At 70.5% G+C, this 17,031-nt stretch carries 19 protein-coding genes; 10 read left to right on the forward strand and 9 right to left on the reverse strand.

The features are described 5' to 3' along the window. Positions 1-51: 51 nt before the first annotated feature. The 4 genes from ABD808_RS23940 to ABD808_RS23955 are packed head-to-tail and all read right to left on the reverse strand — an operon-like array spanning position 52 to position 2,520. Entirely contained in the window at positions 52-897 is an 846-nt protein-coding gene (locus tag ABD808_RS23940; RefSeq protein WP_344900396.1) for an ABC transporter permease, read from the reverse strand. After that, positions 894-1,799, reverse strand: a complete 906-nt coding sequence (locus ABD808_RS23945) for an ABC transporter ATP-binding protein (RefSeq protein ID WP_344900398.1) — start codon at positions 1,797-1,799, stop codon at positions 894-896. Before ABD808_RS23945 ends, ABD808_RS23940 begins: the two co-directional genes overlap by 4 nt. After that, a complete protein-coding gene (locus tag ABD808_RS23950) occupies positions 1,796-2,287 on the reverse strand; it encodes a Clp protease N-terminal domain-containing protein (protein ID WP_344900401.1) in 492 nt (163 codons plus the stop codon). Before ABD808_RS23950 ends, ABD808_RS23945 begins: the two co-directional genes overlap by 4 nt. Then, complete coding sequence (locus ABD808_RS23955; RefSeq protein ID WP_344900403.1) at positions 2,287-2,520, reverse strand: RNA polymerase subunit sigma-70; 234 nt, start codon at positions 2,518-2,520, stop codon at positions 2,287-2,289. The genes ABD808_RS23950 and ABD808_RS23955 overlap by 1 nt, the downstream gene beginning before the upstream one ends. Positions 2,521-2,654: 134 nt before the next feature. Here ABD808_RS23955 and ABD808_RS23960 point away from each other — a divergent pair, with 134 nt between their 5' ends. After that, the gene (locus tag ABD808_RS23960) at positions 2,655-3,011 is read left to right on the forward strand and encodes a cupin domain-containing protein (protein ID WP_344900405.1); all 357 of its coding nucleotides are present in this window, start codon (positions 2,655-2,657) and stop codon (positions 3,009-3,011) included. Positions 3,012-3,015: 4 nt separating this feature from the next. On the opposite strand, the gene ABD808_RS23965 is transcribed toward ABD808_RS23960, so the two are convergent. After that, on the reverse strand, positions 3,016-3,663 hold the full coding sequence (locus ABD808_RS23965; RefSeq protein WP_344900407.1) for a maltokinase N-terminal cap-like domain-containing protein: 648 nt from the start codon (positions 3,661-3,663) through the stop codon (positions 3,016-3,018). A 10-nt stretch (positions 3,664-3,673) separates the two neighbouring features. Continuing rightward, positions 3,674-4,504, reverse strand: a complete 831-nt coding sequence (locus ABD808_RS23970; protein ID WP_344900409.1) for a TetR/AcrR family transcriptional regulator — start codon at positions 4,502-4,504, stop codon at positions 3,674-3,676. 91 nt (positions 4,505-4,595) lie between these two features. On the opposite strand from ABD808_RS23970, the gene ABD808_RS23975 reads away from it, so the two are divergent. The 8 genes from ABD808_RS23975 to ABD808_RS24010 all read left to right on the forward strand — a co-directional run bounded on the left by ABD808_RS23975 (position 4,596) and on the right by ABD808_RS24010 (position 12,589). Continuing rightward, positions 4,596-5,579, forward strand: coding sequence for an ATP-binding cassette domain-containing protein (locus ABD808_RS23975; protein ID WP_344900411.1), 984 nt, complete (start codon positions 4,596-4,598; stop codon positions 5,577-5,579). Then, entirely contained in the window at positions 5,576-6,403 is an 828-nt protein-coding gene (locus ABD808_RS23980; RefSeq protein ID WP_344900413.1) for an ABC transporter permease, read from the forward strand. Before ABD808_RS23975 ends, ABD808_RS23980 begins: the two co-directional genes overlap by 4 nt. A gap of 176 nt (positions 6,404-6,579) precedes the next feature. Then, on the forward strand, positions 6,580-7,365 hold the full coding sequence (locus ABD808_RS23985) for an SAM-dependent methyltransferase (protein WP_344900415.1): 786 nt from the start codon (positions 6,580-6,582) through the stop codon (positions 7,363-7,365). Positions 7,366-7,369: 4 nt separating this feature from the next. Beyond that, a complete protein-coding gene (locus ABD808_RS23990; protein WP_344900417.1) occupies positions 7,370-8,248 on the forward strand; it encodes an SAM-dependent methyltransferase in 879 nt (292 codons plus the stop codon). 77 nt (positions 8,249-8,325) lie between these two features. Beyond that, complete coding sequence (locus ABD808_RS23995; protein WP_344900419.1) at positions 8,326-8,679, forward strand: effector-associated constant component EACC1; 354 nt, start codon at positions 8,326-8,328, stop codon at positions 8,677-8,679. Continuing rightward, positions 8,676-10,817, forward strand: coding sequence for a caspase, EACC1-associated type (locus ABD808_RS24000; protein ID WP_344900421.1), 2,142 nt, complete (start codon positions 8,676-8,678; stop codon positions 10,815-10,817). Before ABD808_RS23995 ends, ABD808_RS24000 begins: the two co-directional genes overlap by 4 nt. A gap of 25 nt (positions 10,818-10,842) precedes the next feature. Next, on the forward strand, positions 10,843-11,934 hold the full coding sequence (locus tag ABD808_RS24005; protein ID WP_344900423.1) for an adenosine deaminase: 1,092 nt from the start codon (positions 10,843-10,845) through the stop codon (positions 11,932-11,934). 7 nt (positions 11,935-11,941) lie between these two features. After that, positions 11,942-12,589, forward strand: a complete 648-nt coding sequence (locus ABD808_RS24010) for a PH domain-containing protein (protein WP_344900425.1) — start codon at positions 11,942-11,944, stop codon at positions 12,587-12,589. Here ABD808_RS24010 and ABD808_RS24015 read toward each other — a convergent pair. Genes ABD808_RS24015 through ABD808_RS24025 form a run of 3 tightly spaced genes read right to left on the reverse strand, consistent with a single transcriptional unit; the run spans position 12,582 to position 15,512 of the window. Continuing rightward, complete coding sequence (locus ABD808_RS24015; RefSeq protein ID WP_344900427.1) at positions 12,582-14,252, reverse strand: phospho-sugar mutase; 1,671 nt, start codon at positions 14,250-14,252, stop codon at positions 12,582-12,584. The two genes, ABD808_RS24010 and ABD808_RS24015, sit on opposite strands and share 8 nt — an antisense overlap. After that, positions 14,249-15,049 carry a purine-nucleoside phosphorylase gene (locus ABD808_RS24020; protein ID WP_344900429.1) on the reverse strand — a complete coding sequence of 267 codons (801 nt, stop codon included), beginning with the start codon at positions 15,047-15,049 and terminating at the stop codon, positions 14,249-14,251. Before ABD808_RS24020 ends, ABD808_RS24015 begins: the two co-directional genes overlap by 4 nt. 10 nt (positions 15,050-15,059) lie before the next feature. Further along, entirely contained in the window at positions 15,060-15,512 is a 453-nt protein-coding gene (locus ABD808_RS24025; protein WP_344900431.1) for a gamma-glutamylcyclotransferase family protein, read from the reverse strand. Between the two features lie 124 nt (positions 15,513-15,636). Between ABD808_RS24025 and ABD808_RS24030 the strand changes: the two genes are divergently transcribed. Then, a complete protein-coding gene (locus tag ABD808_RS24030; protein WP_344900504.1) occupies positions 15,637-17,022 on the forward strand; it encodes an NAD(P)H-quinone dehydrogenase in 1,386 nt (461 codons plus the stop codon). Positions 17,023-17,031: the final 9 nt, after the last annotated feature.

Here is a 17,031-nt window from a genome sequence, read left to right on the forward strand (position 1 = left end):
CGTGCGCGGACCGTCCAGCTGTCCCACGCGCCTCCTCAGATGCGATTTCTCTCAGCCGACGCGCTGGAGGGCCTTCTCGCGGTATTCGGCCAGGCGGGAGCCCGACTGGCGGCGTGCGGTGCGGCTCAGCAGGAGCGGGGCGAGGACGGCGCCCGCCAGCGCCCAGGCGCCGAGGACGCCGAGGGTCTCCAGGTGTCGCCAGGAATGGCCGAGTTCGACGTCCACCATCGCGTCGGGCAACAGGGCCGAGCGCATGCCGAGGCCGAGCCAGTAGATGGGGAAGACCTCGGCGATCCATTGGACCCAGCCGGGCAGCGCGCTGATCGGGTAGAAGATGCCGGAAATGGAGATCAGCCCCATGACCGGGAGGATCGCCAGTCCGACGCCGCGAGGGCTGGTGATCAGGGAGCCCAGGGCCGCGCCTATGGACTGGGTCGCCACCAGGCCCAGGAAAAGGACCCAGGCCATTGTCGGCCATGCCCCCAGGGTGCCCAGTTTCGTGTCGTCGACGATGAAGAGGCCGGGGACGAGGAGGATGGCCAGGTACGCCAGGATGGTCCCGGACGTGGTGACGAGTTTCCCGATGTAGTAGGCGTTTATCCCGTGTGGGGTGGCTTTCGCGCGTAGGAGGGTTCCGTCCTCGCGTTCGGCGGTGAGGTACTGGATGACCAGAAGCATGCCGAACGCGGTGAACATTCCGAGGACGCTCGGCAGGATGAGAGTGCCCAGCTTGAAATCGGTGTCCTGGAACTGATGGTTTCGCAGGAAGAACACGGCCAGCAAGGTCACCGTGGGCCAGAAGATCTGCGAAATCAGGTCGTAACCGCTGAAGGCCTGGCGGAGTTCGACCAGGCCGCGGGAGAAGCCCGCGCGGATCGTGGTCGTGGCGGGGGTCATCGGACGGCCTCTTCCCGGTCGGATTCGGCGCTGTGCACGAGGGAGAGGTAGGTGTTCTCCAGTGACGAGGCGCGGATCTCCAGGTTGGAGACGGCCTCGCCGTGCCTCTTGAAAAGGTCGAAGACGAAACCGGTCGAGTCGGGGGTCGAGCGCTGGTGCCGTTCTCCGTGGACCGTCCAGCGGACCTCGTCCTCGCCGACGATCTGCTCGGCGAGTTGCTCGGCGGTGCCGTCGGCGACGATGCGTCCGCCGTTGAGGATGAGGATGCGGTCGGCGAGTTTCTCCGCCTCGGGCAAATCGTGGGTGGTGAGCATGATCGTGGTCTCGCCCGCGCTGGCGAGGTCGCGGACCAGGGTGTGGAAGTCGTGTCTGGCCTGCGGATCGAAACCGGCGGTGGGCTCGTCGAGGAACAACACCTCGGGGCGGCCGACCAGGCCGATCGCCACGTCCAGCCGCCGCCGCTGCCCGCCGGAGAGCATTCTGAGCTGCTTGCCGGAGTGGTCGGAGAGGCCGACGAGCTCGATCAGGTCGTCGGTGTCCCAGGGGCGGCGGATCCGCTCGGTGGAATGGCAGGCGTAGTAGAAACCCTGGTGGGCGAGGAGCTCACGGACCCGCCATTTGGGATGGTCGCGCCACGATTGCAGGACGACCCCGAGCCGCGCCCGCCAATGCTCGTCGCCGTGGGCCGGGTCGGTGCCGAGGACGTCGACCCGCCCGGCGGATCGCATCCGGAACCCTTCCAGGATTTCAATGGTCGTTGTTTTGCCTGCGCCATTTGGGCCCAGGAGGGTCACCACCTCGCCACGATGGACCTGGAAGGTCACGTCGCGCAGGACGTCGTTCGTCCCGTAACGCATGCGAAGCCCCTCGACGTTGAGGACGACTTCGCTGTCACGCTTCATCGCCGCTCCGTCTCGTCTGTCAGCGACCTGTGCACCCGCGCCTTGAAGTCGTCTAGGTCGACGCCTGCCATCGCGAGGGCGCGCGGCACCGTGCCGACGTTGAGTTGCAGTACGCCCAGCAGGAGGTGTGCGGGTTGTAGGTTCCTTTTGCTCTCGGCCTCCACCACTCCCCGTTCGAGGATCAGCTTCACGGAGGCACCCATTCGGGACGGGCGTTTCGCGGACCTGCGCGGTGGTGGCAGTTCGCTGTTCTCGACGCTGATTCCGGCCGCGCTCAGGCTTCGTTCGAATTCCTCGTCCAGCGCGTCCTGGATCTTCTCGTGGTCGAGACCGGCCGACTCCAGGAGGGCCCGGACGGTGCTATCCGGTTCGGCGGCGATGGCCAGCAGCACGTGCTCCGCCTCGACCGTCGCCGCTCCGGCCTCCTGAGCCTCGTCGACCGCGCGTTCCAAGACCGTCTTGACGTACTTTCCGAACTCCAGCGGCATCAGCGTCTCCTCGGTAGGTCGACACCGTCGGCGATGAGCCGTTTGGCGTGTTTCTTGTGGACCGCCTGGCGGGTGATGCCGAGTGCCTCGGCGACGTCCGACCACGTCCAGCCGTCGCGCATGGCGTTCTCGACGGCGGCGTCCTCAAGCCGGTCGGCCAGCCGTCGCAGCGCCACCACGGCCGCCAGCGCGTCGGCGGAATCCCGCGAAGGGGGTACCTCGATACCCGACATATAAGCAACTTAGGTTGACAGGGAAGCCTTGTCAACCTGAGTTGCTAGAGGAGCCCGAAGATCGGGGCCATGGGCGCCTTGACGCAGGTCAGGGCTGGTGCGAGCGTGGAGAGGATGGTGAAAGGGGGGCCGTCATGGCGGATATCAAGAGCATCGAGAAGCCCGACGACCGGCGCGACTTCCCCAGGGGACACCTTGAGGTCGTGAACCTGCCCGGGCTGGTGTTCGGCAAGGCGACGTTCGAGCCCGGATGGCGTTGGACGGAGTCGGTCAGGGAGATCGCGGGCACGGACCTGTGCGAAGTGCATCACAACGGCTACGTCGTCGAAGGACGGATGCGCATACGCATGCGGGACGGCTCAGAAGGAGAGGTCGGCCCAGGCGACGTGTTCGTCGCCACACCCGGTCATGACGCGTGGGTCGTCGGCGACGAACCCTGCGTGGTGTTCGACTTCGCCGGGGGCATCGGCGAGTACGCGAGGAGCGGCTGACGGGTCAGGCGCGCAGGACGGCGAACGGGCCACGACGCTCGACGCCGTCCCGTGAACGCCAACCGGCGGTGAGGTGGCCCGCGACCTCTCCGGGCTGAGTCTCGCGGAGGACGCGCGTCACGCCGATGGTCAGCGGGCCGCCCGGCGCGGTCTCGACCGTGATGTCGGTGCCGTGCCGGGCGTCCTCGGCGGCTGTCAGGGCGACCATGTCCGAAATCTCGGCGCCGGTGAAATGGCTGGTGACGGACGGGGCAGGGGTGTCGCTCTCGGTCTGGTGCTGCGCTTCGGCGCGGCCTTGGAGGAGAGCGAGGAACTGCCCGACGAGGACCGGGTCTCGCGTCCCGTCGTAGACCCAGCGGCGGCCAAGCACGCCGTGTTCGGTCGTGCCGACCAGCGCGTCGTCGGCCCCGTCGAGTGGTGCGCCCCGGTAGGAGAGCGGCACGTGGTAGGCGACGGGGCTGCCGCCGGACGTGTCCACGACCACCATGAACTCCATACCGACCTCGCCGTCCGGGTCGTCGAGCCGGAAGCCGCCCGCCCTGCCCAGCTCGGGCCCGTCCGGGGCGCCCGCGTACCAGGGGCGCGACGGCAGCCACGCGGCGAGAAGGTCCAGCTTGCCGGGCGTGAGGGTGGTGTCGTGGATGACGGCCATGGCGCCGAAGCTACCCGGCGCCCGCGCGGCCCTGTCCGGCGGGCCCGTCGAAGACGGACGCGAAACCCTCGTGAAGGCGGCTCAGGCCGAACTCGAAGAGCTGCTCCTGGGAGAAGTCGAAGGCGTGCGGGTCCAGGTCGGCCATGGTCGGGAAGGCGCCGCCGCGCAGGGCGCTCTCCAGTGTCGGCGCCTGCTCCGCCCAGAACTCCTCGTTGGTCACGCCGGTGCGCGCGACGGCGCGGCGTTCGTTGATGTGGCCGCGCGCGGCGCCGTTCACGTAGTCGTACTGGACGCCGATCACCATCATCAGTGACCGGTCGTCCGGCCCGAACGGGCGCAGCGCGCCAATGAGCTGGTCGAGCCCGCGCAGGGAGTTGGGGCCGAGCAGCGGACGGCTCTGGTCCACGAACGGATACCAGGGATGGTCCAGGCAGAGCCGCCAGTGCCCGTGCGCGTCGGCCGACAGGATCTCGCGCCAGCCGAGCCCGTCGAGCACGTCTCTCTCGTGGGGCTCGACGACGTGGTCGAGCATGAGGTCCAGCAGTTCGCTCTTGCCGGGGACGTACCGGTACAGCGACATCGTGCCGATGCCCAGGCGGTTCGCGATGCTCCGCATCGACAGCGCCTCCAGTCCCTCCGTGACGGCCAGCTCGTCGGCGACCTCCACGGCGGCGGCGACGATCCGGCCGAGGTCGAGCGCGGGTGGACGGCCCCGGGGCGGGCGGGTCCGGTCGCCCCACAGCAGTCTCAGGCTGCGTCCGAGATCGCGCTCGTCGCCGTGCTCCGTCGTCATCGTCCGTCCGCTCTTCCCATGTCCGGCGCCCGCCTGGTGGCCCGTCATGACGCTACCGCCCGGCCCGGTGAGGAGCCGCCCTTATTTCGGGTATGCTGTACGCTAATTTGCGTATGGCATACGCGAAATGGGAGGCGGCATGCCGGAGAACGCGATCCTCGCCGAGGGGATCCGCAAGGAGTACGGAAAGAAGCGGGCGCTCGACGGCTTCGACCTCGCCGTCCCGAGCGGGACGGTCTATGGCCTGCTCGGCCCGAACGGCGCAGGTAAGACGACCGCTGTGCGCATCCTGAGCACGCTCGTCCGGCTGGACGGCGGGCGTGCCGAGGTCGCCGGGCTGGACGTCGCCACGCGCCCCCGCCAGGTGCGCCGCCGCATCGGCCTCGCCGGGCAGTACGCCGCGGTCGACGAGGTCCTCACCGGGCGGCAGAACCTGCGCATGTTCGGCCGCCTGTTCCACCTGGGCAAGCGCCGCGCCGCCGAACGCGCCGAGGAACTGCTGGCACGGTTCGACCTGCTGGAGGCCGCCGACAAGGGCCTCAAGGAGTACAGCGGCGGGATGCGCCGACGGCTCGACCTCGCCGCCAGCATGATCCTCGCGCCGGACGTCCTGTTCCTGGACGAGCCGACCACCGGCCTCGACCCGCGCGGCCGCAGCGAGGTCTGGGACTCCGTCCGGTCGCTCGTCGCGCAGGGCACGACCGTCCTGCTGACGACCCAGTATCTGGACGAGGCCGACCAGCTCGCCGGGCGCATCGCCGTCATCGACCGGGGCAGGGTCATCGCGGACGGCCCGCCCGAGTCGCTGAAGCAGGTCATCGGCGGCGACCGCATCGAGGTCGTGGTGCACGACACCGCCGACCTGTCCGCGGCGGCGGCCGTGCTGGCGCGCGTCTCGTCCGCCGAACCGAAGATCGACGCGGCGGCCGCGCGGGTGCACGCGCCGGTCGCCGACCGGGTCGCCGCGCTGACCGAGGTCGCCCGCACCCTCCAGGACGACGGCATCACCGTCGACGACATCGGCCTGCGCCGTCCCACCCTGGACGAGGTGTTCCTGCGCCTCACCGGCCACCGCGCGCAGGAGAACCCCGACACCGTGACGAAAGAGAAGGTGGAAGCGTGAACGCCCAGGCCAACGCCGCCGAGGAGGGGATCGGCGCGCGCCTGTACTGGGCCGCCGCCGACTGCTGGACGATCGTCCTGCGCGGCCTCACCCACTACGTCCGGCAGCCGAGCAACATCGCCTGGCAGCTCGGCTTCCCCATCGTGTCCGTGCTGCTGTTCGGGTACGTGTTCGGCAGCGCGATGTCGGTGCCCGGCGGCGGCGACTACCGCGAGTTCCTGATGCCGGGCATGTTCGGCATGACGATGGCGATGGGATTCATGAACACCGCGTACGCCGTCGCGCACGACAGCACGCGCGGCGTCACCGACCGGTTCCTGTCGATGCCGATGGCGCCGTCTGCCGTCGTCACCGGACGCGGCGTCGGCGACCTGGTCGGCGCGTCCCTCGACCTCGTCGTGCTGGGTCTGACGGCGCTGGCGGTCGGCTGGCGCTCCAGCGGCGGCCCGTTCGACACCCTCGCCGCGTTCGCGCTGCTCCTGCTGCTGCGTTTCGCGCTGATCTGGGTGGGTGTGCTGTTCGGCCTGCTCGTGCCGAACGAGGAGGCGGCCGGGAACCTGTTCGCGGTCGCGTTCCCCTTCGCGATGATCTCCAGCGCGTTCGTGGCGCCGTCCCTGATGCCGGACTGGCTGGGCGCCATCGCGCGGTGGAACCCGGTCTCCTCAACCGTCACCGCGTGCCGCCAGCTGTTCGGCAATCCGGCGGCCGTCGGGGACACCTGGATCGAGCGGCACGCGACGCTGATGGCCGTCGTCTGGCCGATCGTCATGACGGCGGTGTTCCTGCCGCTCGCCGTCCGCCGCTTCCAACGCCTGAGCCGCTGACTGTCCGGGCCGCGCCGCTCCCTTCGTGACGGCGTGGCCCGGCGCGGTGCGGCCTGGCGGGGGGTGACAGGGGAGCCGACTGGGCGGTCAGGGTGTCCGGACAGGGCAAGAACGTTCCGGACGCGACGCCGCCGGTGCGAGGATCGAGGCTAACGATCTTGACGAAAGGACCGCGCATGGCAGCGTCCCCGGAGTTCGACACCTCCGTCGCACACCCCGCCCGGGTGTACGACTACTGGCTCGGCGGGACCGACAACTTCCCGGCGGACCGCGAACTCGGGGACGCGATGATCCGCGCCATCCCGACGCTGCCCGCGATGGCACGTGCCAACCGGTCCTTCATGGAGCGGGTGACCCGGCACCTGGTCGAGTCGGGCGTCACCCAGTTCCTCGACATCGGGAGCGGCATCCCGACGTCCCCGAACCTGCACGAGATCGCGCAGGGGGTCGACCCGTCCGTCCGGGTCGTCTACGTGGACAACGACCCGCTGGTCGCCGAGCAGGCGCGGGCCATGCTCGCGGACGTGCCCGGTGTCGCCTACGTCCACGGCGATCTCACCGACCCGGCGACGATCCTCAACGATCCGTTGGTCCCCGGGACGCTCGACCTGACCCGTCCGGTCGCGCTGATGGTGGTCGCGCTGCTCATGTACTTCCCGCCCGAGCGGCGACCGGAACGGTGGGTGGCGACGCTGCTCGGCTCGCTCCCGTCCGGCAGCCAGGTCGCGATCTCGCACCCCACCGCAGACTTCGACCCGGAGGCCGTCGCCGTCGCCAACGCCGCAGCGAACGCGGCCGGGATCCCGCTGGTCTCCCGCACGCGCGACGAGTTCACGGCCCTGTTCGGCGCGGCCACCCTCCTCGAACCCGGCGCGGCGCCGCTCGCCGCCTGGCGTCCCGACACGCCCCCGGCCGACCCGCACGAGGTGTACTACTACGCCGGGCTAGCCCGGAAGGACTGACCCGGTGACGGATCGGCCGGACGACGCGCTCGGTGGCACGCCATGGGAAGATCGACAAGCACGGCAGTCGGACTCCCGGAAGGCCGAGGGCATGGCGAACCTCCCGGAACTGAACACCGCGGTCGCGCACGAAGCCCGCGTCTACGACTACTGGCTCGGCGGCAAGGACAACTACGCCGCCGACCGGGAACTCGGGGACGCGATGACACGCGCGATCCCCACGCTCCCCCTGATGGCGCGCGCCAACCGGGCGTTCATGGAACGCGTCGTGCGACACGTCGTCGCCGAGGGCGTCACGCAGTTCCTGGACATCGGCACGGGCATTCCGACGTCGCCGAACCTGCACGAGGTCGCGCAGCGGATCGAACCGTCCTCGCGGGTCGTGTACGTCGACAACGACCCACTGGTACTCGCCCATGCGCGGGCGCTCATGCACAGTGACCCGGCGGGCGCGACCGCCTACATCCACGCTGACCTCACCGATCCGGACACCATCCTCGCCGACCCGCTGTTCACCGGGACGCTCGATCTGACCCGTCCGGTCGCGCTGACGATGGTCGCGGTGCTGATGTACTTCACCGACGACTCGGCGCCCGAACGATGGGTGATGACGCTGCTGGACGCGCTCGCCCCCGGCAGCCTCGTCGTGATCTCCCACCCGACCGCGGACTTCGACCCGCCCGCGGTGGCGGCGGCGGTCGACGCCGCGGCCGCCGCCGGGATCACGCTTGTCTGCCGCGACAGGATCGGGGTGGAGACGCTGTTCGGCGGGGCGACGCTGCTGGATCCTGGGGTGGTGCCGCTCGCCGCCTGGCGTCCCGACATGCCCCCGTCCGACCCGCACGCGGCGTACTACTACGCGGGCCTCGCACGTAAGAAATGACCCCTGTCCGGGGAATGTGAACCTTCGGTAGAGCCCGCACGTCGGTTGATGTAGTGGCGGCACGGGGAGGCGGCGGCATGCAGGCTCGGCTCAGCATCGGGGACGCGTCGGACGAGGCGGAACTGAGGTCCCTGTATCGGTGGCTGACGGACGACCCGGACGTCCGCCGACAGGCGAAGGTCACGGCCGTCGACGCGCCGACGCAGCGCGGCGACATGGGCCCGACGCTCGAACTGGTCAACGTTGTGCTGAGCAACAGCATCGCGCTGAGCAGCCTCGTCGTCGCGGTCGCGTCCTGGATCGGGTCCCGCCGGACGTCGAACGGGACCGTGGTGTGGATCGAGTACGAGGGCGTGCGCGTCGCCGTCGACGCCGACTCACCTGAGGCGATCGAGGCCGTCATACGGGCCCTCCAGGGTGGCGCTGAGTGACAGGGCTGCCCGACCCGAATGCCTCACGCGCGGTGCTGATCGGCGTCCACCAGTACGAGACCCTGGACGCCCTCCCAGCGGTCGAGCAGAACCTGACCGGCCTGCGTGACGTGTTCACCGACCCGGCGCTGTGGGGCCTGCCGGAGAGTAACTGCGTCCTGGTTTCGCAGCCGCAGTCGTCTCGGGCGGTCCTGGACGTCCTGTGGGAGACGGCCCGGCAGGCCACGGACGCGCTGATCGTCTACTACGCCGGGCACGGCCTGACCGATCCGCGTTCGGACGAGTTGTGCCTGGCGCTCCCCGACTCAGATCCCGAACGCTCCTACACGGCGCTGCCTTACGAGTCGGTGCGCCGCGTGGTCCTGGAGGCGGGCGCCCAGGCCGTCCGCAAGGTCGTGATCTTGGACTGCTGCTACAGCGGCAGGGCCCTGGGCCCCGGCATGAGCGCGTCCACCCAGATCGCCGATCAGGCCGTGGTGGACGGTTCCCACCTGTTGACGGCAACGGCGGCGACCCGCAAGGCGCTGGCTCCGCTGGGCGAACGGTACACGGCGTTCACCGGCGAACTGATCTCGACGCTGACGGAGGGTGTTCCCAACGGTCCAGAGCTACTGGACATGGAGACGGTGTACCGGCGGCTCCACGCCCGTCTGGCCGCGCGGTCGCTCCCGACCCCGCAGCAGCGCAACCGCAACGCGGGCGGCCTCATCGCCCTCGCCCGCAACACGGCCTTCGGCGTCGCCCCCGAGCCACCGCCCACGGCGCTGCCCTCGGCGCGGGTTGCCCAATCCACGTCGGACGACGTCCGCGAGGGCTTTGTACGGCTTGCCACGAGCATCGCCCGAACTCTCGGCCCGAGACCCACCCCATTCATGTACACCGAACCGGGAGGTGCCCACGCCGTCACCACGGACCCGGCGGTGATCTGCGCGGTCACTGCCGGGTCCGGCACTGGAACCGATCCCGGGGGCGACCTGGTCCGCGCGCTGGTCGACCAGATGCGCCGCGATTGGTCGGACGGCGCGGCCACCGCCGTCGTCATGGCCCAAGCGATGATCAGGGCCGCGCTCGACTTCTTGCGCGTCGACGGCGTGCTTCCCGCCCAACTCGGCGCCGAGCTGCTGAGGAACGGCGACTGGGCCGCTGAGACGATCCGCGGCACAGCCACTAAGGCACGGGAGAGGGACCAGCTCATCAGGGTCATAGCCGCCGCGACTGACAACCGGTCCGAGGCGACAATGCTGGTCAGGGCGGCCGGTCGGGTGGGGCGGGAGGGCGTGATCCAGGTGAAGCCGCGACCCTCGCGGCCGATGATGTTGGAGACCCATGAGGGGGTGTTCTTTCCGGCCAAGATTGGGAACTATCCCGCGCACACGTTCGCCGACGAGGCCCTTCTGCTGCTCCCGGGGCAACGGCCGCGCGACCTGCGGCGGTGGGCCCGGAAGGTGTACGGGACGGCGGTCCTCCTCCAAGCCCAGACGGACCAGCTGGTTCTCACGTTCGTCGGGGGGAGCCTCGCGCCGTGGTACATCAAGCTTGGTGACCCCCTCGGTGTGCTGGGCGACATCGCACGGCTGATCGGCGCCGACCTCACGGACCCACGGTGCTTTGTAGTGGTCCCGAAGATCAGGGTCGACGGCGATGGTCTCTATGTCGAGCGCGGCCCCCGTTACGACGCCGGTGAGGTCGCCCAGCAGGTCGAGGTGTTGCGCGTCATGTTGGCACACGCGTGCAGTGCCGCCGAAAGCGATCGGCTCAGACTGGGTCTGGCCCAGATGGCGGGAGACGTCGCCACAGTGTGGCTGGGCTCCTCGTCCAGTGACCGAGACGCCGACCTCGCGACGCGCGTGACCACCCTGCTCCGGGCGAGGGACGGCCTGTCCGCGCTCATCGAGCATGGTTTCGTGGACGGAGCCGGTGTGGCTCTACAGAAAGTGGCGTCCGAAATCGCGCGGGAGCAGTCGAGCCCGGCCATGACCGTCCTGCACGCGGGACTCGCGGCGCCCGCTCCCCGGCTCAAAGCGGTGAGCAATCGCCGCGTCTTCCGCCGGAGGAGCATCAAAGACTCCGCGGCCGTGACCGCCGGTGCCGTCCAAGCCGCCACCGCCACGACGGAGCGGTATCTGCGGCTCATCTGATGGAGCGCCGGGGTAGGTTCGGGGGATGACTGTTCGGCCGACTCTTGAGGACATTCGGCGTGCGCCGAAGGTGTTGCTGCACGACCATCTGGACGGTGGCGTGCGGCCCGGGACGGTCGCCGAGCTGGCGCGCGAGTCCGGGTACGGGGAGCTGCCGACCACCGATCCGGACAACCTGCGGGCCTGGTTCGAGGAGGCCGCCGACTCGGGGTCGCTGGAGCGGTATCTGGAGACGTTCTCGCACACCGTCGGGGTGATGCAGTCGGCCGAGGCGCTGGAGCGCGTCGCCTACGAATGCGGTGAGGACCTCGCGAAGGACGGGATCGTCTACGCGGAGGTCCGGTACGCGCCCGAGCAGCATCTGCGGGACGGGCTGTCGCTGGGCCAGGTCGTCGAGGCCGTTTTGGCCGGGTTCGCGCGGGCGGGCCGCGAGCACGGGATCCGGGTCGGGACGCTGGTCACGGCGATGCGGCACCAGGCGCGGTCCATGGAGATCGCGGAACTGGCCGTCCGGTATCGGGACGCGGGCGTCGTCGGGTTCGACATCGCGGGCGCCGAGGCCGGATACCCGCCGACCAGGCATCTGGACGCCTTCGAGTACCTCCAGCGGGAGAACGCGCACTTCACCATCCACGCGGGCGAGGGGTTCGGGCTGCCGTCGATCTGGCAGGCGATCCAGTGGTGCGGCGCGGACCGGCTCGGGCACGGCGTTCGGATCATCGACGACATCGAGGTGCGGGGCGACGAGGCGCGGCTCGGACGGCTCGCCGACTACGTCAGGGACAAGCGGATCCCGCTGGAGATGTGCCCGACGTCCAACATCCAGACGGGCGCGGCAAAGTCGATCGCCGAGCATCCGATCGGGCTGCTGCGGCGGCTGAGCTTCCGAGTCACCGTCAACACCGACAACCGGCTGATGAGCGGCACGACCCTGTCGGAGGAGTTCGCGAAGCTCGTCGAGGCGTTCGGGTACGGGTGGGACGACCTCCAGTGGTTCACGGTGAACGCGATGAAGTCGGCGTTCGCGCCGTTCACCGAGCGGCTCGAACTGATCAACGGGGTGATCAAGCCCGGTTTCGCGCAGCTGAAGTGGAGCGGAACCCGGCCCCTGGCATGATCGGGCCATGACCATTCGTTCCACGGGCGCGCGTGTCGCGGCGTACGCCTGGCTGACGTTCGCCGCGCTCAACCTCGTCGACCTGGTGTTCGGCATCACCGGAAACGCCAGCCGCTCGCTGACGGCCCTCGGCATCGGCACGCTGCTGGTGCTCGGCAGCGGCATCGCCTACACCGCCGGGCTGCGGCCCGCGATCATCGGGGACGACGACGCGGTCACGATCCGCAACCCGCTGCGGGACGTGTGGGCGCCGTGGGGCGCGGTCCGCGAGATCGAGGGCACGAACGCGGTCACGGTCCGGTTCGCCGGCCCGGACGGCGAGGAGCTGGTGACCCGCGCCTGGGTGAACCAGACGTCGCCGCGAGCCCAGGCGAAGGCGGAGCGGCGCACCCGCAAGGAGCAGAGCAAGGGGCCGGGTTTCGACCTGACGGGACGGACGCCCGCCGCGTTCGCCGCCGAGCAGCTGAACGACCTTCACGAGCGGCAGCGTCCGAAGACCAGGTCCGGGGCCCCGGACAAGGTCGCCCTGGCGAAGGAGGATGCCGCGGACAAGCCCTCCAAGGGGACGATCACGTGGTCGATCCCGGCGCTGGCGTCGCTGGTCGTGCCGCTGGTCGCGCTGATCGGCGTCGTGATCGCGGCGGCGGTCAGCTGAGGGTCGCCGCGACGTCCGCGCGAAGGGCGTCCAGGTCGGCGGCGGCGCGCGCCCGGTCGGCCGCGATGTCGCCGTCCACGGGCAGAACGACTTCCAGGTAGCACTTGAGCTTGGGTTCCGTCCCGGACGGTCGGACGACCACCCGCGAGCCTCCTGCCAGACGGAACCGCAGCCCGTCGGTGGGCGGCAACCCGTCCTCGCCGTGGGACAGGTCGTCGAACGACTCGACCGCGCACCCGCCCAGCCGCGCCGGGGGAGCGGCGCGCAACCGGTTCATCGCGGCGGTGATCAGGGACAGATCGTCCACCCGGATCGACAGCTGCGCGGTGGCGTGCAGCCCATACCGGCGGGCCTGGTCGTCGAGCAGGTCGAGCAGCGTGCGCCCGCCCTGGCGGGCCTCGGCGGCCAGCGCGGCGACAGCGAGGGCGGCGCCGATGCCGTCCTTGTCCGCGACGGGCACGCCCCGGTCGTCGCCGACGCTGTACCCGAGGGCCTCCTCGTACCCGAACACGAGCCGATCGGGTTTCCTGTGGGGGGACGACCCGCCACGCTCCCCGGCCACATCCGGCGGCCCGCCCGCCTTCATGATCCACTTGAAACCGGTGAGGGACTCGGCGAACCGTACGCCGTGCGCCGCCGCGATCGACCGCAGCAACGACGACGACACGATCGTCGTGACGACGAGCCGGTCGTCCCCGGACGTCTCTCGAAGCACGTGCTCGGCGAGCAGCCCGCCGACCTCGTCCCCGGTCAGCACACGCCATCCCTCGGGGCCCGGGACGGCGACGGCGCATCGGTCGGCGTCGGGATCGTTGGCGATCACCAGGTCGGCGCCCCGGTCGGCGGCGAGCGCGAGGGCCAGATCGAGCGCGCCCGGCTCCTCCGGGTTCGGGAACGCGACGGTGGGGAAGTCCGGATCGGGCTCGGCCTGCTCGGGGACGACGGCCGGTGCCGCGAACCCGGCCCGCTCGAACGCCGCGAGCAGGACGTCCCGTCCGACCCCGTGCAACGGCGTGTAGACGATCGACAGCCCCGGATCAGGCGTACCGAGGTTCAGGGACGAAACGGCATCAAGGTAAAGACCCGCACCATCGTGGACGAGCCATCCCGCCCCGAGCAGCAGTGCGTCCACGCGTCCCACACGGTCGATGGCGGCGGAGATCTCCGCGTCCGTCGGCGGGACGATCTGCGCCCCGTCCGCCCAATACACCTTGTAGCCGTTGTCCCGAGGCGGGTTGTGGCTGGCCGTTACCATCACGCCCGCCACGACGTCGTCGAACGCCCTGGTGAAGTGGGCGAGCACCGGCGTCGGCACCGGGTCGGCGAACACCTCGGGCCGCAGCCCCGCCCCGGCGAGCACGGCCGCCGTGTCGTTCGCGAACCGCCGCGACCCGTGCCGCGCGTCGAACCCGACGATGACCCGGCCGCCGGACGGCAGGCAGGCCGCGAGCCCGGCCGCCGCCCGCATGACCGTCACCCGGTTCATCCGGTTGGGTCCGGCGCCCAGCTCGCCCCGCAACCCGGCCGTGCCGAACTCAAGCCGCGCGCCGAACCGGTCGGCGAGCGCCTGATCGTCGTCCAGGATGTCGCGCAGCTCGGCACGGGTCGCGGGGTCGGGGTCCTGCGCAAGCCACTCCTCGGCGGCGCGGCGGAGATCGCTCACAGTTTCGCCAGGACGGTCGCGAGCAGCGCGCCCATGCGTCCCGCCGACGCGCGTCCCGCCGCCAGGACCTCCTCGTGGTCGAGCGGCTCCTCGGCCAGCCCCGCCGCGATATTGGTGACCAGGGAGATCCCGAGCACGTCGGCGCCGCCCTGCCGGGCCGCGATCGTCTCCAGGACGGTCGACATGCCCACCATGTCGGCGCCGAACGTCCGCAACATCCGGATCTCGGCGGGCGTCTCGTACGACGGGCCGGGCAACGCCGCGTAGACACCCTCGGAGAGCGTCGGATCCACTTCCTTGGCAAGCGTCCGCAACCGCCCCGAGTACGCCTCCGTGAGGTCAAGGAACGTCGCGCCGAACAGCGGGTTCGCGCCCGACAGGTTGAGGTGATCAGAGATCAGCACCGGGTCGCCGACCTGCTGCCGCTCAGGCCGCAGCCCGCCCGCCGCGTTGGTCAGCACGACCGTCTTGACCCCGGCGGCCAGCGCCGTCCGGACGGGATGCACGACCGCGCCGACCCCGTGCCCCTCGTACATGTGGGTGCGGCCGAGGAACACCAGGGCGCGGCGTCCGGCGACCTCCACGGCCCGGACGCGTCCGGCATGACCCTCGGCGGCGGGCGGCGAGAACCCCGGCAGGTCGGTGACGGCGAGGTCGGCGACGGGGTCGCCCAGCACGTCGGCCGCGGGCCTCCAGCCCGAACCCATGACGAGCGCGACGTCGAAGGAGTCGACGGACGTGCGGGCGCGCAACTCGTCGGCGGCGGCCCGCGCCGCCGCGAAGGCGTCAATGCTCACATCGCTGACACTAGTCGCCGAGGGAGGCGCACGGACGGGTCCGCAGGTCCTTGACGTAGTCGTCGGGGGCGCCGGCCTTCTCCGCCGCGTCCGCGAGGATGCCGAGGTATCGCGCGGACGGCAGCCCGCCCTCGTAGTCGTCCAGGACGTACATCCAGCACAGCACGTCGCCGTCCAGCGTCTGCACCCGCACCCTGGTCTTGCGGTAGACGCCGAGCGCCGCGCCCTCCCAGGCGTCGAGTTCCTTCTCGTCCCAGGCGGGGACGTCGTAGTACACGACGAAGACCTGCTCGAAGTCGTCCTCGACGACGGTGGCGAGCGCGCCGTCCCAGCCCTTGTCCTGCCCGCCGAAGGTCAGCCGCCACCCGGCCAGCCAGCCGGTGCCGCGCATGGGCGAGTGCGGAGCCCGACTCGCCATCTGGTCGGGATCCATGTTGGAGGCGTACGCCGCGTACAGTGCCACGCTGCCCAAGGCTACGCCACCCGTCCCCGCCACCCGGGAGGAAGCCCACAACGAGGGCACCGAGCCCCGGACATGAACCCCGGACGGGACTTTTCATCGCTGACGATAGGAAACAATGGAAGATGTGACCCGGATCGTGATCATCGGAGGAGGGCCGGGCGGCTACGAGGCGGCGCTCGTCGCGGCACAGCTCGGCGCGGACGTGACCGTCGTCGAACGGGACGGCCCCGGCGGCGCCTGCGTGCTGACCGACTGCGTGCCCTCCAAGACGCTCATCGCCACCTCGACCCGCCTCGCGGTCATGTCGGAGTCGGCGGGCCTCGGCATCCGCTTCAACGGCGGTCCGGACGGCATCGTCGGCGCGTTGGAGGCCGACATGGCCACCGTCAACAAGCGCGTGAAGGACCTCGCCCGCGCCCAGTCGTTCGACGTGGCCGAACGGCTCGCCTACGAGGACGTCAAGATCGTCCGTGGTGCGGCGCGGCTGGTCGAACCGCATGTCGTCGCGGTCGGCGACCGGCGCATCGACGCCGACGTCGTGCTGATCGCGACGGGCGCGACGCCCCGCGTGCTGCCCGGTGCCGAGCCTGACGGCGAGCGCATACTGAACTGGCGCCAGCTCTACGACCTGCCGGAACTGCCAGAGGAGCTGATCGTGGTCGGCTCCGGCGTGACCGGTGTCGAGCTGGCCGGGGCGTACCTGTCGCTCGGGTCGCGGGTGACGCTGGTGTCCTCGCGCGACCGGATCCTGCCGACCGAGGACGCCGACGCCGCGACCGTCCTCCAGGAGGTCTTCCTGCGGCGCGGCATGAACGTCATGTCACGGTCGCGGGCGGCGGCCGTCGAACGGTCCGGCCACGGCGTGATCGTCACACTGGAGGACGGCACGAAGGTCGAGGGCACGCACTGCCTGATGACCGTCGGGATGATCCCGAACACCCGGGGCATCGGCCTGGAGGACGTCGGCGTCCGCTGCGACCCGCGCGGCTTCGTCGAGGTCGACAAGGTGTCGAGGACGTCCGTGCCGCATATCTACGCGTCCGGCGACTGCACCGGCGTGCTGATGCTGGCGTCCGTCGCCGGGATGCAGGGCCGCATCGCCATGTGGCACGCGCTCGGCGAGGCGGTGCAGCCGTTGAAGCTCGGCTGGGTCGCGTCCAACATCTTCACCGACCCCGAGGTGGCGGCGGTCGGGGTGACGCAGCAGATGGTCGACTCCGGCGACGTCAACGCCCGGACGGTGATGCTGCCGCTGTTCACGAACGCGCGCGCCAAGATGCAGGGCTTCGAGGACGGATTCGTGAAGCTGTTCTGCCGTCCGTCCACGGGCATCGTCCTCGGCGGCGTCATCGTGGCGCCCCGGGCCAGCGAACTGATCCTGGGCGTGTCGATGGCCGTCCAACAACACCTGACCGTCAACCAGGTGGCCCAGACATTCGCGGTGTACCCGTCCTTGTCAGGCAGCATCACCGAAGCGTCCCGCCGCCTAATGGCCGAACACGCCTACTAGAACCACCCC

This window comes from Actinomadura meridiana, assembly GCF_039537545.1.
Taxonomy (GTDB): domain Bacteria; phylum Actinomycetota; class Actinomycetes; order Streptosporangiales; family Streptosporangiaceae; genus Spirillospora; species Spirillospora meridiana.

Excerpts from the sequence above, each read along its gene's own strand:
- ABD808_RS23940 (WP_344900396.1), bottom strand. The coding sequence starts at position 897 with ATGACCCCCGCCACGACCACGATCCGCGCGGGCTTCTCCCGCGGCCTG.
- ABD808_RS23945 (WP_344900398.1), bottom strand. The coding sequence starts at position 1,799 with ATGAAGCGTGACAGCGAAGTCGTCCTCAACGTCGAGGGGCTTCGCATG.
- ABD808_RS23950 (WP_344900401.1), bottom strand. The coding sequence starts at position 2,287 with ATGCCGCTGGAGTTCGGAAAGTACGTCAAGACGGTCTTGGAACGCGCG.
- ABD808_RS23955 (WP_344900403.1), bottom strand. The coding sequence starts at position 2,520 with ATGTCGGGTATCGAGGTACCCCCTTCGCGGGATTCCGCCGACGCGCTG.
- ABD808_RS23960 (WP_344900405.1), top strand. The coding sequence starts at position 2,655 with ATGGCGGATATCAAGAGCATCGAGAAGCCCGACGACCGGCGCGACTTC.
- ABD808_RS23965 (WP_344900407.1), bottom strand. The coding sequence starts at position 3,663 with ATGGCCGTCATCCACGACACCACCCTCACGCCCGGCAAGCTGGACCTT.
- ABD808_RS23970 (WP_344900409.1), bottom strand. The coding sequence starts at position 4,504 with ATGACGGGCCACCAGGCGGGCGCCGGACATGGGAAGAGCGGACGGACG.
- ABD808_RS23975 (WP_344900411.1), top strand. The coding sequence starts at position 4,596 with ATGCCGGAGAACGCGATCCTCGCCGAGGGGATCCGCAAGGAGTACGGA.
- ABD808_RS23985 (WP_344900415.1), top strand. The coding sequence starts at position 6,580 with ATGGCAGCGTCCCCGGAGTTCGACACCTCCGTCGCACACCCCGCCCGG.
- ABD808_RS23995 (WP_344900419.1), top strand. The coding sequence starts at position 8,326 with ATGCAGGCTCGGCTCAGCATCGGGGACGCGTCGGACGAGGCGGAACTG.
- ABD808_RS24005 (WP_344900423.1), top strand. The coding sequence starts at position 10,843 with ATGACTGTTCGGCCGACTCTTGAGGACATTCGGCGTGCGCCGAAGGTG.
- ABD808_RS24010 (WP_344900425.1), top strand. The coding sequence starts at position 11,942 with ATGACCATTCGTTCCACGGGCGCGCGTGTCGCGGCGTACGCCTGGCTG.